This window comes from Paenibacillus rhizosphaerae (assembly GCF_014192015.1).
Lineage (GTDB): Bacteria > Bacillota > Bacilli > Paenibacillales > Paenibacillaceae > Paenibacillus_AQ > Paenibacillus_AQ rhizosphaerae.
This window is the reverse complement of record NZ_JACHXJ010000002.1, coordinates 1489858-1505932: the sequence shown is the minus strand read 5'-3', so window position 1 is coordinate 1505932 and position 16075 is coordinate 1489858. Positions and strand designations below refer to the sequence as shown.

Sequence of the window (16075 nt, the reverse complement as noted above, 5' to 3'; positions counted from 1 at the left end):
TATTTCCCTGATGAACTGTTGCGATCAAGCAATAACGATACATATCAGTGACAGGAACGACAATCCGGATTGTAAAAAAACGGTTATCCCTGAGCTGACTTGCCCAAGAATAACCGGTGAGTTTAAAATGCTTGTTTACCTAGCTTTGCTACTGCATTTAATGCAGCATTGATTTCCCGTTCAATCGCATCGGCAACCACGTTCGTATTGGGGTCGTATTCTGCGGCTAGATCCGCGTCGGCAAAGCCGTCCATGGCTACGATCGCGCCTGCGCGGACACCCCGCAGTGCGGCAACGACGTACAGCGCGGCAATTTCCATCTCTACGCCCAAAGCGCCGGCCGCCTTGTATTTCGGATGCGGGAATTCCTCCACGCCATTAAAGAATACGTCCAGCGTAACCGTCATTCCTTTGCGCACCACACCTTCACCGGCTTCAAGTGCAGAGAGGTACAAAGCTTCGGTAATAGCACTGTCCGCTACAGCCGGAAAACCATCGGGCACCAGCTGCCGAGTGAGGCCGTCGGTACGTATGGCCGCCGTACTCACTACCAAGCTGCCTGCGGGCGTATCCGACCGGTAAGAGCCGGCGGTGCCTACACGGATAAGCGTCTCAACGCCAGCTCGTATAAGCTCTTCGAAACAAACAGCCGCCCCCGGGCACCCGACACCATGACTTGTGACAGCAAGCTTTACGCCCTCATAAGTACCGACAAAGGTCCTGTACTCCCTGCTGAATGCCAGCTCTCGAACATCCTGTAGTTTTCTTGAGATCAGTTCGGCACGTCCGGGATCTCCACAGACGATGGCAAACGGTGGTATATCCTCCGTGTGTACTTGCAGGATAGGCATCAGCATATCAATCATACTCCTTATGGGTCCATTCATCTTCTGGAATCGGCAGAGCCTCTCCGCTGAAACGTTCCTCCTTAAACGGGTCAGCTTCATTGTGGAACCCGTTTCGTTCCCAAAAGCCCGGCCGGTCTTCCTTCATAAATTCAATTTTCCGCAGCCACTTGGCGCTCTTCCAAAAATAACGGTGCGGCACAACCGTTCTGAGCGGCCAACCATGCTTCTCTGTAAGAGGCTCGCCGTTAAAGCGGTAAGCCAGCAGCACATCATCCCGGAGTAAATCCTCGATGGGCACATTCGTATCATAATCCGGGTCGGCATGGAACATAACGTATTTTGCTTCTGGCTTTACCTTAAGCAGCTTTAAAAAATCCCGGAACAAGATACCTTCCCAAGTTGTATCAAACTTGGACCATCTCGTGACGCAGTGTATGTCGCAGTTTACCGCAACTGTTGGAATGGCGAGCAGTTCTTTATAGGTGAATGTGCGAGGCTCTTCCACCTCGCCGGTGATCTGCAGTGTCCACTCCTCCATATTATAATGAGGTACATCTCCCTCATGAAGAATCGGAAACTTGTCCGTCAGCGACTGCCCCGGCGGCAGCTTTGCAAGCTGCTCCTCGGACAGATTACCAACAGGTACAGGTTTCATTTTCTTGAGGCGTTCCGCTTTGTTGTGCATAGGGTTTCACTCCTCTTTTTTGATCTATCCCTGCTAGCGTATTTTGGAAAATAACGGGAGGACGTATGATCCTCCCTCTGTTTATCTGGAGCTCGAGCTCTGTTTTTGGGCATCTTTCACGAAGCTTTTGTCCTTGAAGAAAAACATTGCGGCAATCGTAACGACATAAGGCAGCATCTGGGTAAAGTGCGTCGGCAGTGCTAAACCTTGGAACCGGATGCTGACAGCCTCCATAAAACCGAACAGCAGACTTGATGCTGTAACGCCAAGTGGTCCCGACTGCCCGAGCATGGTTGCAACCAGGGCGATAAATCCGCGCCCGGCGGTCATGCCCTCCGTAAACATGGTTAGTTGACCCAAGGAGAGCTGGGCGCCTGCAAGAGCGCATAGCACGCCGTTTGCCAGCACGGCGCCGTATTGATAGCGGCGAACCCGGATGCCGATGCTGCTTGCGGCAAGCGGATTCTCACCGGCGGCGAGAAAACGGAACCCGTTCTTGGTACGGTAAAAGTAATACCACATCGCACCTGCGATAACAAAAGCCAGATATACAATCGGGGTATGTCCCGAGATGATCGGACCCAGAACCGGAATATCCTCAACCATAGGAATATTCCACTTCGGCAGACCGACCATTTCCTTATCATAAAAAGCACCCTTCACATCAAACAGTGTCCGCAGACTGAACGTTGTCAGCCCTGCCGCCAGAGCATTCATAGCAATACCTACCACGATCACATTTGCCCTAAGATTAATCGACAAATAGGCAAATATCAACGAGAATACCGAAACAACCAGAATCGCGAATAGGATTGCCAGAAAAATATTGTGAAAATAATAGTTGCCGGCAATGGCGCTGAATGCCCCCAGCAGCATAAACCCTTCCAAACCGACGTTAAAAAGGCCTGCCCGCGAGCAGAGTGCACCGCCCAGCGCAGCGAGTAAAATCGGAGTAAGAACACGGAGGGTCGTATTCAGTAGAGCAAGATCAAACAGCTGTTCCATGTGACTTAATCCCCTTTCTGCGCTTCCAGAAGCTGTAAGTAAATCGTGCGGAAATAAACAGAATAAGCACCGACTGGATAATAGCCCCTACCTCGAGAGGGACCTCGGTATTCCGCTCTACGCCCATCCCGCCCGTCTGCAGCGCAGCCAAGAATACGGCGGCAATCATCGTACCGATCGGATTCGAACTGGCAAGGAGTGCGGCCATTATGCCTGTCCATGCGTAATCTGCACTGGTGAGGGCACCGTCGATGTAGCGGTATTGTGATCCCAATATTTCCACCGCACCGCCGAGACCGGCCAGTCCGCCGCTTATGAACATCGAAATGATCATCATAGAACCTCTGTTAATGCCTCCGTATAAAGCAAACAACGGATTTCCACCGAGCATTCGAATTTCATAGCCGGCCACGGAACGTTTAAGAAGAACATAAATAATAAGCGAACCAACGACAGCAAAAACAAATCCAAGATGAAGAGGCATTCCGGAAAATATCTTGGGCAGCCATACGGATTTATCCAACATCGCTGACTGCGCCATCGCAGCGGAGCCTGAAGTATCCTTCAGTGGATAAGCCACAAGATAACCGGCAAACAGATCCGCGATGTAGTTCAGCAGCAGTGTTGAGATCAGCAAATTCACAGCGAATCTGGCATCAAAATACCCTGCCATTACAGACCATAATCCCCCTGCCGCCACTCCGGCTATAAGAGCTGCAATGCACACCAGCCAACCGGGACCCGGCATGTATAAGCCAACCAAAGCCGCCACCAATGCTCCGAAGATCATCTGTCCGGGCGCCCCCAAGTTAAAAAAGCCTGCTCGAAAGGCAAAGGCCGCACCGAGCCCTACTAAAATAATCGGCGTTGCTCGTGTTAAGGTATTCGTCGTGAAATAAAATCCTCCGAATGCGCCCTTCCATGCCTCGGTGTAGGTTTCAAGTACATCTCCACCGGATATCATAATCGCGATAGCTCCAGCCAATAGGCCAACCAGAACAGCTATAAGAGGTTGGAGCAACGGCGAAGCATATTTTGTTAATTTGTTCATTGTATACTTCCTCCTGCCATCAGCAATCCCAGCTGTTCTTCCGTTGCTTCCGCCGCAGAAAGCTCTCCGGCAATCTGCCCTTCATACATGACCAGAATTCGGTCGGACAGCTTCAAAATTTCCGTGAGCTCCGATGATACTAATAGGATGCCGGTGCCTCCATCCCGCCTTTTCAATAGCTCGCCGTGGATCGTCTCCATGGCACCGATGTCTACACCCCGGGTTGGTTCGGCAGCAATGAGAAACGGAGCACCCTGCTCGAGCTCCCTTGCCACAATGAGCTTTTGCAAATTTCCGCCGGATAAATACTGCGTTCGAGTTTCAAGCGATCCGGTTTTAATTGAAAATTTACTGACCCACTGCGAGACGAGAGCCTTTAGTTCTTTTTGCTTCAGCAATCCGCCTTGCTGCAGCCTTCGGTGGTGTGCCATGATACCGGTATCCAGCACCGTAGCTTCCCGGTTTGCCCCCCATACATAACGGTCTTCCGGAATGTGCGTCAGGCCGCGTTCTCGGATGGCTTTCGGGGACATTCCTGTGACATCGGTGCCTGATATCCGTATGTTGCCCTTATCAGATCGGATGAGGCCTGAGACCACCTGAAGCAATTCAGATTGACCGTTGCCTGAGATGCCCGCTATCCCGACCACCTCACCCGCACGTACATCCAAGTAGATGTTCTCCAGGATCGGCTTGCCCTTCGTGCCTCTCAGGGTAACGCCGGATACCTCAAGAACCTTTTCACCGGGAATGGAAGGCTTCTTTTTCAACTCTTCCAGATCGCGTCCGACCATTAGGAGGGAAAGCTGACGAGCGTCTGTCTCACCCTTTTTCACCGTGCCCGTTACCATGCCGTCCCTCAGTACTGTAATGCGGTCCGCCACCTCCAAAACCTCATTCAGCTTATGGCTGATTAAGATAAAGCTCTTTCCTTGTTTGGATAGATGTTTGATGGCCTGGAGAAGCTCCTGAACCTCAAGCGGCGTAAGGACGCCGGTCGGCTCGTCCAAAATAATGATCTCTGCCCCTTGATACAGCACCTTTAATATTTCCACCCGCTGTTGAACGCCGGGAGGGCTGCTTCCGGCCACTGCCCTCGGATCCACTTTCATGCCGTACTGACCGCACAGTTCCTCAACGATTTGGATCGCATGCTTCCGATCGAATCTTCCTGATTTCCCAGGTTCGTTGCCAATAACAATATTCTCGGCGACCGTAAAGGAAGGAAACAGCATGAAGTGCTGATGCACCATACCAATGCCGTGACGAATCGCGTCCAGCGGGCTAGTAAAGGAGACTTCCCTTCCGTTCAGCCGTATAGCCCCCGATGTCGGTTGCTCCATACCGTACAATATCCGCATGAGGGTCGTTTTCCCTGCCCCGTTCTCACCGACGATCGCATGCACTTCCCCAGCCTTAAGCGAGAGACTGATCCCACGGTTTGCGCTGAACTCACCGTACTTCTTCGTAATATTGTCCATTTGGAGTTGCATGAAGGTCCTGCCTTTCTTCAATGAATTGAAAGGCCGACTGCAATAGCAGCCGGCCCCGGGCATTAAAAAGAATTATTGTTCCAGAGCGTTCGTAACCTTGATCTTCCCTGCAATAATATCATCTGCGATCGTTTTAACCTTATCGACGATTTCTTGTCCGATGAAATCATTGAGCGGTGTTTTGCTCTCGTGTGTAACGTAAGTAAGACCCACGCCTTTTTCCTTCAAGCCGTAATCTCGAACGTCAAAGGTGAAATTCCCTTCGGTGAAATCCTTTACCGTTTCATAAGTGACCGCGTCAGTCCCTTTTAACTGGGCAAGCACCACGTGTGCCGGATCAACACCAGTATTGTCCGTGTCTTGTCCGGATGTGAAAAAGCCCTTCTCCTTGGCTGCTTCAAAAACACCCAGATCACCTACGGCAGACATGCCTGCTACAAAATCAGCGCCTTTCGAGTTTTGCAACAGTGCAATCTCCTTCGCCTTTGCAGGATCATTAAAGCTTCCTACGTAATTGACGAAGATCTCTACATCCGGGCGGACCGATTTCGCACCTTCCTCAAATCCCGTAATATATTTGTGCATGATCGGAATATCGTCCGCAACGACGTTTCCGATTTTGCCCGTCTTCGTGGCCAAACCGGCTGCCGCGCCGAGCAGATAGGCCGCTTCGTGCTCACGGAACACCACGCTGCGAACGTTAGGCAGGTCCACGGTAGTGTCGATAATGGCGAACGGCACGTCTGGGTTTTCAGCTGCGACCTTCTTTAGAGCATCCTCCATCTGAAACGTTGACGTAATAATCAGATCGTACTTTTCGGCAACGGCCATACGAAGATTGGATTCGATCGAAGCCGGATCGGTTGATTCGATCGTCTTTACTTCTACGTCAAAATCCGTTCCTGCCTTTTTCAAACCTTCATCCATTAAAACAAAAAACGGATTCACGCCGATCTTTTCTGGTGTAATAAGCGCAATGCGCTTTTTATCCTTGGAATCGCCGGTGTCTTTAGCTGCACCGCCATCGGTTTTATCCCCGCCGCAGCCTGCAAGCAAGCCAGCGAACAACATCACTGCTACAACCACTGCCCATATCTTCTTCATTTCCCGCTTTAATCCTCCCCAGTTATCCATTATCTCAATCTCTTTCGTTTTATCGTATGGGATAATAGGTCTAATGTCAAAAGAATTTTAGAGAATTTCCCTTGTTTTTAACATATATTGGATATATTAACGACTGAATGTTACTTTTTATGTATATTAATATAAAAATTATGTAGTATCGTTCGCCTTTTAAGTAAATTCGGTTTCCTTTTTCCAACATCATTTTTAGGGCATATGTACTTAAATACGAGTCAGTAATGCGCTCTATCGTTGCGGTATGGACTTCCCCTTTTTCATCAGTTCCTACCAAATCAATTTGGCAAATAACCCTAATACCCTGTAAAAAACACCAAGAATTTGAATACATCCCTTTGGTAATGTGTTATCAAAGATCGCCACCCAATACGTTGGAAGGAGCTATCGTGATGGATGTACTGTTACCGCAAAACAAAATTGATTTTTATCAGGAGAATGGTTTTATTGAAATCGAGAACGCCCTCACAGAAGAAGAAATGAATGAATTATCCGGGTTTTTGGAGGAAGCCATGACTCAGGAAAGCAACCTTGCAGTTGCCACCTCTGTCAAAGGCGGAAGCTACTACAAGGTATTGAACCAGAAGGTAAACCTTTGGCGCGATCATGGCGGCATGAGCCGTTACACGTTCCACCCGAAGCTGGCTAAGATGGCAATGGAACTAAGCGGGGCAAGCGGCATTCGTATCTTCCATGACCACGGCTTGTGGAAAATGCCGCAGGATTCCAAGCCGACGGCCTGGCATCAGGATTTTCCCTATTGGCCGATGACCGCACCCGGCGCCTTGTCTGTCTGGATTCCAATGCATGATGTCGACGAGCACAACGGCTGCATGATGTTTGTTCCCGGCTCCCATAAGGTAGGCACGCTGCGGGGGATTAACTTAGCGGACCCCCAGGATCTATATGATCAGATCAAGGGTACAGAGCTGGAGAAGACGAAGCCAGTGAAGATCCCGTTGAAACGAGGCAGCTGCACGTTCCACCATGGTCTCACCTTCCACTTCGCGCATGCGAATCAAAGCAACGAACCAAGGCGTGTATTGGCAATCATTTACATGCCGGACGGAACCGTTTACAGCGGAAAACACCACCTAGTGACAGAACACGCAGGTCTTGTAGAAGGGCAACCGTTCGGAGGCGGTCTATTTCCTCTGGTCGCCAAGCAGCCATAAGAACGAAGGCGGGCGGGTCATTCGATCCAGCCCGCTTTTTCTGTCTTACCCGTTTGCCTGCAAAGCGTTATAATTTAGTTATGAATAGTCCAATGTCAAGTATTGGAGATGATCATATGGCACGAATGGTCAGCGGAATGTTCCTAGAAAGCCGTGATTTCCTGTTTCATGCCGCTCCCTACCGATTCAGTCCGGGAGAGATCGTTCCCTCCCATTCGCATGACTTTATCGAGCTTGCTTACGTTGCCCAAGGACAAGGAGAGCATTACTATAAGGGAGAGTACTACCATATTGCGGAAGGCGACGTTTTCATGATCGAGCCGGAAGAGGAGCATGCTTATCGAGCAGGCAATGAGCATCTTCCGGTCGTATATAACGTGCTCTTTCAACCCGAGTTGTTACGGCGCGAATTGGAACCGCTCGCCGATGTAGCCTCCTTCGTAGACTTCTTCTACTTAGAACCCTTTCTTCGAAGAACAGTACGGTTCCAAGGGCATCTCCGGTTAAAGCCCTATGAACAGATCGAAATGGAGTCACTGCTCCATCGTATGATTCTAGATTTCAAAGAGAAGAAGCTTGGATATCGTATTTTGACGAAGACGCGCCTGATTGAACTCTTTATTTTTTTAAGCCGCTGCCATCACGACCGGAAGCATTCCCCACTGCAGGAGTTATCGTCCGACGAGAAGGTCATCCTGCACATCAGCGAATTTATTCGCAAGCATTACGGACAGCCGTTAACGCTTGCTCAAGTTAGCGAGATGTGCCGGATGAGTCAGACCGGATTCTCAACCAAATTCAAGCAATATATTGGCAAGACGTTCACTGAATTCCGCAATGAAATACGCATTCGAGTGGCGATGCAGCTGCTGGAGCAGTCCGATCGCAAAATTATGGACATTGCCCAGGATGTCGGCTACGTGGATCTAAGCTTCTTTAATAAAATGTTTAAGAGTACGGTTGGGGTTTCACCCAGCCAATACCGCAAAGCCGACGCAACACCTACTCATGCTTCAGACTCTCCATCATCATAAAATATGCCATCGATTGGCCGTATGGCTTCGGGAAGTTTTTATCTGCATATACATATATCGTTATAACAAAAAAGCCGCGGCTACGCGGCTCTTAAGCGTGTATGGTCTTGTCGTTCTACACCTCGTTCTACACCAGAATATCAATCAGCATAATTTCATTACCCTCTTTAACCGTTCCGATCGGATCGTGCAAGAAAAAGGGGCACCCATTATCGAGTGCCCCTTCAACCTCTTTCACCAAGCCTTCATCACCCGTTGGCGGCCGATGAATAGACAACCGGGAAATGATCGCCCATCAGAATGTCCCCTTTGTTAACCGTGACATATGACAGCATCGGATGGCTGCCGTCCGGCTCGTAACGGGTATGGCCCGGCATGTAGTGAACGGCGATCGCCCGCCGTTTGCGCTCCGAACGGTTGTGGGGGCTTCCGTGCCAAGTAAGACTATGGTGGTAGCCAACCTGCCCCTTCTTGATTTCAAAAGGTACTGCTTCCACTTTTGCATCCTCTGGCAGCAGCTCCGGCTGACGATGATAAGGCATGAAATCGGGTGTGTTCCCCAAATATTGTTGATGGTTCCCCCACTTATGGCTGCCGGGCACCATCCACATGCAGCCGTTCTCGATGACCGCATCGTCAAGCGCGACCCAAGCGCTAACCAAATCCGCGGGCTGAATGATCGGCCATAGCGGGTGGTCCTGGTGCCAGTGCGTCGGGCCGCCGGAGACGGGCGGTTTGTATTGGATTTGATCATGCCATATCCGCAGCGTATCGGTGCCGCACAGCTGGGCGATCTCCTCGCAAATGACCGGATGCGCGGCGTGTTGGAAGAAAGCGTCGCTGGCCATCCAAATGTTGACGATTTGCACCACTTTCTCACTGACCGTCATTTTCATCCCCTCGTAAAGGGAATCACTGTTTTCCGCGAGCATGTTTCGGTTCAGGACCGGTTTATTCACCGATTTCCCTTCCATGACTAGATCAAGCTCTTCGCGCAGACGCTCCACTTCCTCGTCGTTTAAGACAATGCCGCCTTTTACAAAACCGTTTTTCTCGAATTCGGCCAACTGGTTTGCATTCAGCATCTTACCTCACGCTCCCTCTCGTTTTATAATAATGGATGTAAACGCTTTTTATAGATGTATAATAAATGGAATGCTCATCATTGTATTTCCCGAAATCCATTATCTTTTTGGGTATTTCCAAGATTCAGCTTCAGATGGAGGAGATTAATCATGTATACCGGGACATTAGACATGATTACACCAACGGTCAATTTTTCTGCCCGGGCAACGGCGGAGGCGGATACGGACTGGGGGTATCGGACGATCCCCGACAATCAGCTTTTCTATGTGGTGTCCGGCTGCGCGGAGCTCGAGATTGGAGGACAAAAAGTAGCCATTCGGCCGGGAGAATGCGTTTGTTACGGCCCGGAATGCCAAACAAAGCTGACGGCCTTTCGAACAACCGACTATTTCAGCGTCCATTTCCATTGGCACCACCCTTCTCCTTTGCCCGTCCATCCCGGACTCCAAATCAAATATGGCGAACCGGGCTCGCTCAGCACCCCGCGTCTGTCCATTTTTCATATACCGTCTTACGGAGAAGTCACGGTTCCTACCCTGTTATCCGTTGCCGGACTTGAACCGATCCTGTCTAAGATGGTTAATGAATACGAGTCCGAGCTCCCGGGATATACGCTGAAACTGCGTTCGCTTATGATGCAGGCGATTGCCCTGATCTGTCGACAACTGCTCGGTAACTACCCCGTACAGGGATCGAGGAACAAGATCGAACACGCCATTCAGGCGATGCAGGATGAGCCCGGCACAAACTGGTCGGTTGCCGCACTTGCTAGCATGTGCGGCTACCATCCGGTCCATTTCTCCAAGCTGTTCAAACATGAAATGGGGGTGACGCCGAAGCATTTTATTATCAGGGAAAGGATCAAACGGGCGAAGCTCGCGCTTCTGCAGGGCGAGAAGCTGGAATGGATCGCAGAAAGACTCGGTTTTAAGAGCCTTCACTATTTCAGTCATCAATTCAAGCAGGAGACGGGACTCACGCCGACGGAATTCCGAATGCACGGCCGGACCGGCGGTGATGGATAGCGCCCTTGTTCCTCCTATCCGTCTATACGTCATCGATTCCCGGATCATCCAGTCTGACACGGCGGCCTTCCTGATTGGAAACATAGCTCGCCAACACCATGCGAAGGGAAGCTCTGCTTTCCTCCGCCGTTGCAATCGGACCGCGTTCGCCCCGCAAAAATTCGGCCAGGGGCTTCGCGAGCCCGCGTATGCGCTGCCCGTGATTGGACGGGCTACCGATCTCGCTGGCCGTCCAGGCACCGGTTTGTGTATCGAACCGTTTCAGCCCCGCCATACCTTCCAGACGCGGAACGTTGCAGCTCGGAACATCCCCGTAATTTTGCACGATCGTGCCTCGTTCGCAGATGATCTCTACCGTATTCTCTGCCGCTGTACAAGTGAAAGAGCAGTTCACTTCGGCGATTGGACCGTTCGGATAACGAAAGATGACGATTCCGTTGTCATTCGGAATCTGCGGATTATAGAGCGACGCGATTTCAGCCGTAACCGTCTCCGGTACCCCAAGCAAAAACTGAAGAAAATCCACCGGATGAGAAGCGTCGTCCGCCCAAATATCCCGATTAAACACCGGGTTTACGTGCCAGGAGTGGGCGAATTCCGCATTCAGTCCCATCGGAAGTCCGTGTCTGCGCCTTACCATAAACACTCTGCCAAGCTCCCCGCTTTCAAGCCATTGCTTCATTTGAAGATTTTGCGGGTCCACCCGCATTTGCCAAGCCATCGTGAACGGTACCGAATGCTTGTGTACGGCTTCTACAATGCGGTTCGCTTCGGACATCGAGAGCGCCATGGGCTTTTGCAGCACGATCGTTTTACCGCAGGCCGCTGCCAGCTCGACCAGTTCGGCATGCATCGACGTTTCCGCGGCGATGACGACCGCCTGAACATCGCTCCGACTCAGCAACTCTTCCGCGCTCGAACAAGAGTCGAGCATAAAAGATTTACTTCCGGCATCCAGCCTTTTGAGATCGTGATCCCACCCGGCCGCCACTTTGATGCCATGAACAGGATTTTTCCATTCTTCGATGTAAGCGTTGACGTGTCCATGCGCAAACCCCAGAACCCCTAAGCCTATCGTCCTATCCATCGTTCTCCTCCATTTTGCACCGATGATCGCGGTGATTGTTAAGACTCTCCAACTTCCATCATAAACAACCTGCAGACCACATTCATGGTCGATCTGGACAACAATAAAAAAAACGACATGTATCTCATAGCGTTCCTGCGAGAATCGTACGTTGGCTGCCACCTGGCGTGCCTGCCCCAACTGAAAGGAATACGTTCCAGCATGCCGCCATGAAACCGCTCCTTCTATCCGCTTCAGAAATGTTAATTCGATCTTCCAGTCTGATTTCGACAGGATTTGCGGAATGGTTGGACTACAATGGATCCGGTTATATAGATTTGAACTAAAGTTTGGCATTAAACTTCCTGTGGTAACGGTCCAATCAGCCTTTATCATTTCATTAGTTCATTCGATATAGCTCAAATTACATCGATCTTGAGGAGGAACAAGCTCATGGCAGAACGTCTACGGATCGGAAACGCCACGCACGCTTATGAAGTGGAGCAAGCATGGGGCAAGCTGCCCGCCGGCATGGAATACGGGTATACACACGGGATATGTGTCGATGCGGAAGATCGGGTGTATATCCATCATACCGGGAAAAAGTCCGTCATTGTGTTTGACCGCGAAAGCCGTTATCTTACGTCCTGGGGAGACGAATTCGAAGGCGGTGCACACGGCTTCTATTTGCACCGCGACCCCAATGGCAAGGAGTATCTCTATTTCGCGGATACGAAGCGCGCCCTGGTCGTAAAGACAACGCTTGACGGCGAAGTGCTTCTGCGGATCGAACCGCCGCACCGTCCGGATCTGTATGATGCGGAGCGGCGCTATGTTCCGACGGACGTCTGCGTCGGACCGAACGGTGATATTTACGTATCCGACGGCTACGGCCAATACTATATCCACCAATACGACGCACAGGGAGCTTACATCCGCAGCTGGGGCGGCCGCGGTTCCCAACCGGGCAAGCTCATCGAGCCGCATGGCATCTCCGTTAACCTGCGCGGAGCCGAGCCCGAATTGTACGTGGCGGACCGCCGGAATCACCGGATTCAAGTGTTCACCTTGGATGGTCGGCATAAACGTTTCGTGGAGCATCATCTGGATTTGCCATGCAGCTTTTATTTCTGGGGCGACGAAGTCTATTTGCCGGACCTCAACAGCCGCGTGACGGTGCTTGATCGCCAGGACCGCCTAATCACCCATCTTGGCGAAGATCAGCAGGCTTATAAACAGCAGGGCTGGCCCAACCTGCCGAAATCGTATTTTCGTCCTGACAAATTCAGCTCGCCGCACGGCGTATGCGTCGATTCGCAGGGCAACGTATACGTGGCGGAGTGGATTTCTGACGGTCGCATTACGAAGCTGGTTCGACAAAAATAGCATAGCTTCGAGCACTATTGGCTGGCATGTAGTTCTCGTTTATGAACGCAGCAGCTGATGGCAAAACGGAAGGTTTGCATCGTTCATGAACTGGCTTCTATGCCGTTGATTGATTCCCGCTGGCGTCAAGGATGATGATGTCATCGTCCGATTACCCTCTTTGGTCACGATTCAATCCGGCAACTCGATGATTTCGTCGGGAGGATAATACATACAGGGTCAGCAGAAATGCCATTGCCCCTTCGAGAGTCATGGCCAACGCGTGGGACTGACCGATGACGCCGAACAACGCCGGAATTCCTCTGCACAGTACCAGCAGCCACAGATGGCATGCCAGCAGCAATGCGGCCGCCGGCAGTACCCGTTTGGCCAGAGCCTGCTTCCTCAAGTAGAACTGGCTGTAAAAGACATAGGCGAGCCAGCCGATCCCCGCCATGAGAAAGGTCATATTGTCTATTCCCTGCCAGGCGTAAGGATCGACCTTGAGGACGGCGAGCATGGTTACGATGAGCGTTCGCAGCTCCATCCAGTTATAAAGGCCTAAAAGTGAGAGGACGGTGGTAAATCCGAAGGAGACCAGCCCGGCTGCAGTCCTCTTCTCCTTCTCTTCATAGAACGGATTCATCCGATGACGCCCTCCACTCCCGGTCTAATCTTTGCAGCGTTCGCAATACATGCTTCCGCACCTCTTCGCTTTCAACAAAGCGGGTACGTCGTACATATTCGCTTAGACGGGAGAGCCGCCGCACATAAGTCCTTCCGGCCTTCCGGCGCACTCGCTCCAGTCGCGCTTCCTTGCCCGTCTCCTTCATCCGGATCAGACGGCGGTCAAATTTATCGGACCACGCAGCCGGTATGGTTCCTGTCGAAGTGATCGCTTCCAGTTCGCGATTCTTGGAGCCGATCATCCGGTCGAGCAGCCACCTGGTGTATGCTATGGAAGCCAGCAGAATGATCCCGAGCGCGATCAGAAACAGCAACAGCTGCAGAGCAATGTTCAACATGAGAGGGATCCCGCCCCCCTCAGCTTCAGCTCTCCGGCGAAATGGCACGCCGCATAATGTCCGTCTCCCACCTGTTTCATCACAGGCGCATCTTTTCTACACACATCCGCAGCATAAGGGCAACGCGGATGAAAGTAGCAGCCAGTAGGCGGATTTGCAGGATTAGCCACGTCCCCGGATAGAATGATCCGGTTGGATTTTCTGCGCGGATCCGGAATCGGCTTCGCGGACAGCAGAGCCTCGGTATACGGATGCTTGGGCGACGCAAACAAATCCTTCGATGAAGCCGTCTCGACCATTTGGCCGACGTACATGACGCCTACGCGATTCGAAATATGCTGAATGACGCCAAGATCATGGGAAATGAATAAATAGCTCAAATCCAACCGTTCCTGCAAATCCTGCAGCAAATTGATGATTTGGGCCTGAACCGAGACGTCCAGCGCGGAAACGGCCTCATCACAGACGATAAACTTGGGCTCCGTGGCCAGTGCCCTGGCGATGCCGATCCGCTGCCGCTGCCCGCCGCTGAAGGCATGCGGGTAACGCTCTAAGTGCCGGCTGTTCAGTCCAACCAGCTCCATCAGCTCCTTGACGCGGTCCTTCAGTTGATCGCCGCTCAGCAGCCCGTGGCACACGAGCGGTTCGGCAATAATGCTCAACACCGTCATGCGCGGATTCAGCGACGAATACGGGTCCTGGAAAATGAGCTGCATATCGCGGCGAATCGCACGCAAATCTTTTGTATCCATCTTCAGGACATCCCGGAGATTTCCTTGCCGGTCACGGAACAGCACCGAACCGGAGGACGGTTCGATTGCCCGTAGTATGCAGCGACCGAGCGTAGTTTTGCCGCAGCCCGATTCGCCCACGAGACCGAATGTTTCTCCGGGACGGATGTGAAACTTCACGTCGTCCACCGCTTTGACGTAACCGATCGTCTTTTGCAGGAAACCTTTCTTGATCGGGAAATACTTTTTGATCGATTGAACGTCCAGAATGCTCTCCTCTTGCACCGCGTTCATACTTTCACCTCCGTTGTGCCCTGTTCCGATTCCACCAGCAGACAGCGTACGAAATGGCCTTTCGCCACTTCGATCAGCGGTATGTCGGCACTATTACAAGCGCCTTCCATCGCATGCTTGCAGCGGGAGTAGAATCCGCAGCCCTTCGGCAAGTTCATCGGGAACGGGACCGTGCCTTCAATTGACTCTAGCCGTTTCATCTCCCGGCCGATCGCAGGAATCGAGTTCAACAGCGCTTGGGTGTATGGATGCTTCGGGCCATGGAACAGCGTATCGACATCTGTATATTCAACGACCTTGCCCAAATACATCACGGCAACATCATCGGACATCTCGGCAATGACGCCTAAGTCGTGCGTGATGAAAATGACGGACGTATCGTTCTTTGCCTTCAAATCGTTAATGAGTTGAAGTACCTGGGCCTGAACCGTGACGTCGAGTGCAGTCGTCGGCTCGTCAGCGATAAGAATCGACGGATTGCAGGACAGCGCCATCGCGATCATCGCCCTTTGCCTCATGCCTCCGGACAGCTGGTGCGGGTATTCATCCATCCGCTGCTCCGGATTGGACATGCCGACCTTCTTCAGAATGTCTACTCCAAGACGGTATGCCTCTTCTTTGTCGTCCGTTGCGTGAAGCAGGATGGCCTCTATAATTTGATTTCCTATCGTGTGAACCGGGGAGAACGCCTTCATCGGCTCCTGAAAAATCATGGCGATTTCTCCACCGCGAATGTCGCGGATTTCCTTGCCGCGCGGATCCAGCTTAATGAGATCAATGCCTTCATCGCCATCCTTCCCTTTGCGGTACAGCTTGATTTCGCCCATCACTTCGCCCGGTTTTGGTACAATACGGAGCAGCGCTTGCGATGTGACGCTCTTGCCGCAGCCGCTTTCTCCGACGATGCCGAGCGTTTTCCCTCGTTTGATCCACAGGTCGATGCCATCCACAGCCTTCAGCACACCCTCATCCAGGTGAAAGTGCACCTTCACATCTTTCATCGCCAATATGATTTCGTCCTCTTCTGACATATTCCCCCTCCTTGCGTTTGGCTG

General features: G+C 51.6%; 16 protein-coding genes. 4 read left to right on the top strand and 12 right to left on the bottom strand.

The features are described 5' to 3' along the window. Positions 1–122: 122 nt before the first annotated feature. The 6 genes from FHS19_RS15515 to FHS19_RS15490 all read right to left on the bottom strand — a co-directional run bounded on the left by FHS19_RS15515 (position 123) and on the right by FHS19_RS15490 (position 6186). On the bottom strand, positions 123–857 hold the full coding sequence (locus FHS19_RS15515) for a nucleoside phosphorylase (RefSeq protein ID WP_183582662.1): 735 nt from the start codon (positions 855–857) through the stop codon (positions 123–125). Position 858: 1 nt separating this feature from the next. Continuing rightward, a complete protein-coding gene (locus FHS19_RS15510; protein WP_183582661.1) occupies positions 859–1533 on the bottom strand; it encodes a sulfite oxidase-like oxidoreductase in 675 nt (224 codons plus the stop codon). 81 nt (positions 1534–1614) lie between these two features. After that, positions 1615–2538 (bottom strand): ABC transporter permease, encoded by a 924-nt coding sequence (locus FHS19_RS15505; RefSeq protein ID WP_183582660.1) that lies wholly within the window; start codon positions 2536–2538, stop codon positions 1615–1617. After that, positions 2522–3589, bottom strand: coding sequence for an ABC transporter permease (locus FHS19_RS15500; RefSeq protein ID WP_183582659.1), 1068 nt, complete (start codon positions 3587–3589; stop codon positions 2522–2524). The genes FHS19_RS15505 and FHS19_RS15500 overlap by 17 nt, the downstream gene beginning before the upstream one ends. Further along, positions 3586–5082 carry an ABC transporter ATP-binding protein gene (locus tag FHS19_RS15495; RefSeq protein WP_183582658.1) on the bottom strand — a complete coding sequence of 499 codons (1497 nt, stop codon included), beginning with the start codon at positions 5080–5082 and terminating at the stop codon, positions 3586–3588. Before FHS19_RS15495 ends, FHS19_RS15500 begins: the two co-directional genes overlap by 4 nt. A 72-nt stretch (positions 5083–5154) precedes the next feature. Beyond that, positions 5155–6186 carry a BMP family protein gene (locus FHS19_RS15490; RefSeq protein WP_183582989.1) on the bottom strand — a complete coding sequence of 344 codons (1032 nt, stop codon included), beginning with the start codon at positions 6184–6186 and terminating at the stop codon, positions 5155–5157. 425 nt (positions 6187–6611) lie between these two features. On the opposite strand from FHS19_RS15490, the gene FHS19_RS15485 reads away from it, so the two are divergent. Beyond that, the gene (locus FHS19_RS15485) at positions 6612–7394 is read left to right on the top strand and encodes a phytanoyl-CoA dioxygenase family protein (RefSeq protein ID WP_183582657.1); all 783 of its coding nucleotides are present in this window, start codon (positions 6612–6614) and stop codon (positions 7392–7394) included. Between the two features lie 116 nt (positions 7395–7510). Beyond that, on the top strand, positions 7511–8428 hold the full coding sequence (locus tag FHS19_RS15480; RefSeq protein WP_183582656.1) for an AraC family transcriptional regulator: 918 nt from the start codon (positions 7511–7513) through the stop codon (positions 8426–8428). 248 nt (positions 8429–8676) lie between these two features. Here FHS19_RS15480 and FHS19_RS15475 read toward each other — a convergent pair whose 3' ends face one another. Continuing rightward, the gene (locus tag FHS19_RS15475) at positions 8677–9513 is read right to left on the bottom strand and encodes a phytanoyl-CoA dioxygenase family protein (protein WP_183582655.1); all 837 of its coding nucleotides are present in this window, start codon (positions 9511–9513) and stop codon (positions 8677–8679) included. Between the two features lie 150 nt (positions 9514–9663). On the opposite strand from FHS19_RS15475, the gene FHS19_RS15470 reads away from it, so the two are divergent. After that, positions 9664–10539: an AraC family transcriptional regulator gene (locus FHS19_RS15470; protein WP_183582654.1), complete on the top strand. Its 876-nt coding sequence runs from the start codon at positions 9664–9666 to the stop codon at positions 10537–10539. Positions 10540–10561: 22 nt separating this feature from the next. Here FHS19_RS15470 and FHS19_RS15465 read toward each other — a convergent pair whose 3' ends face one another. After that, positions 10562–11626 carry a Gfo/Idh/MocA family protein gene (locus FHS19_RS15465; protein WP_183582653.1) on the bottom strand — a complete coding sequence of 355 codons (1065 nt, stop codon included), beginning with the start codon at positions 11624–11626 and terminating at the stop codon, positions 10562–10564. A 432-nt stretch (positions 11627–12058) separates the two neighbouring features. Between FHS19_RS15465 and FHS19_RS15460 the strand changes: the two genes are divergently transcribed. Continuing rightward, positions 12059–12991, top strand: a complete 933-nt coding sequence (locus tag FHS19_RS15460; protein ID WP_183582652.1) for an NHL repeat-containing protein — start codon at positions 12059–12061, stop codon at positions 12989–12991. Between the two features lie 151 nt (positions 12992–13142). Here the strand turns inward: FHS19_RS15460 and FHS19_RS15455 are convergent, their stop codons facing one another. From FHS19_RS15455 to FHS19_RS15440, 4 genes are read right to left on the bottom strand one after another with little or no spacing between them, the layout of a single operon-like run. Continuing rightward, entirely contained in the window at positions 13143–13616 is a 474-nt protein-coding gene (locus tag FHS19_RS15455) for a hypothetical protein (RefSeq protein ID WP_183582651.1), read from the bottom strand. Then, positions 13600–13995 carry a hypothetical protein gene (locus FHS19_RS15450; RefSeq protein WP_183582650.1) on the bottom strand — a complete coding sequence of 132 codons (396 nt, stop codon included), beginning with the start codon at positions 13993–13995 and terminating at the stop codon, positions 13600–13602. The genes FHS19_RS15455 and FHS19_RS15450 overlap by 17 nt, the downstream gene beginning before the upstream one ends. Then, entirely contained in the window at positions 13989–15020 is a 1032-nt protein-coding gene (locus FHS19_RS15445) for an ABC transporter ATP-binding protein (RefSeq protein ID WP_183582649.1), read from the bottom strand. Before FHS19_RS15445 ends, FHS19_RS15450 begins: the two co-directional genes overlap by 7 nt. Next, positions 15017–16051: an ABC transporter ATP-binding protein gene (locus tag FHS19_RS15440; protein WP_183582648.1), complete on the bottom strand. Its 1035-nt coding sequence runs from the start codon at positions 16049–16051 to the stop codon at positions 15017–15019. Before FHS19_RS15440 ends, FHS19_RS15445 begins: the two co-directional genes overlap by 4 nt. Between the last annotated feature and the right edge of the window lie 24 nt (positions 16052–16075).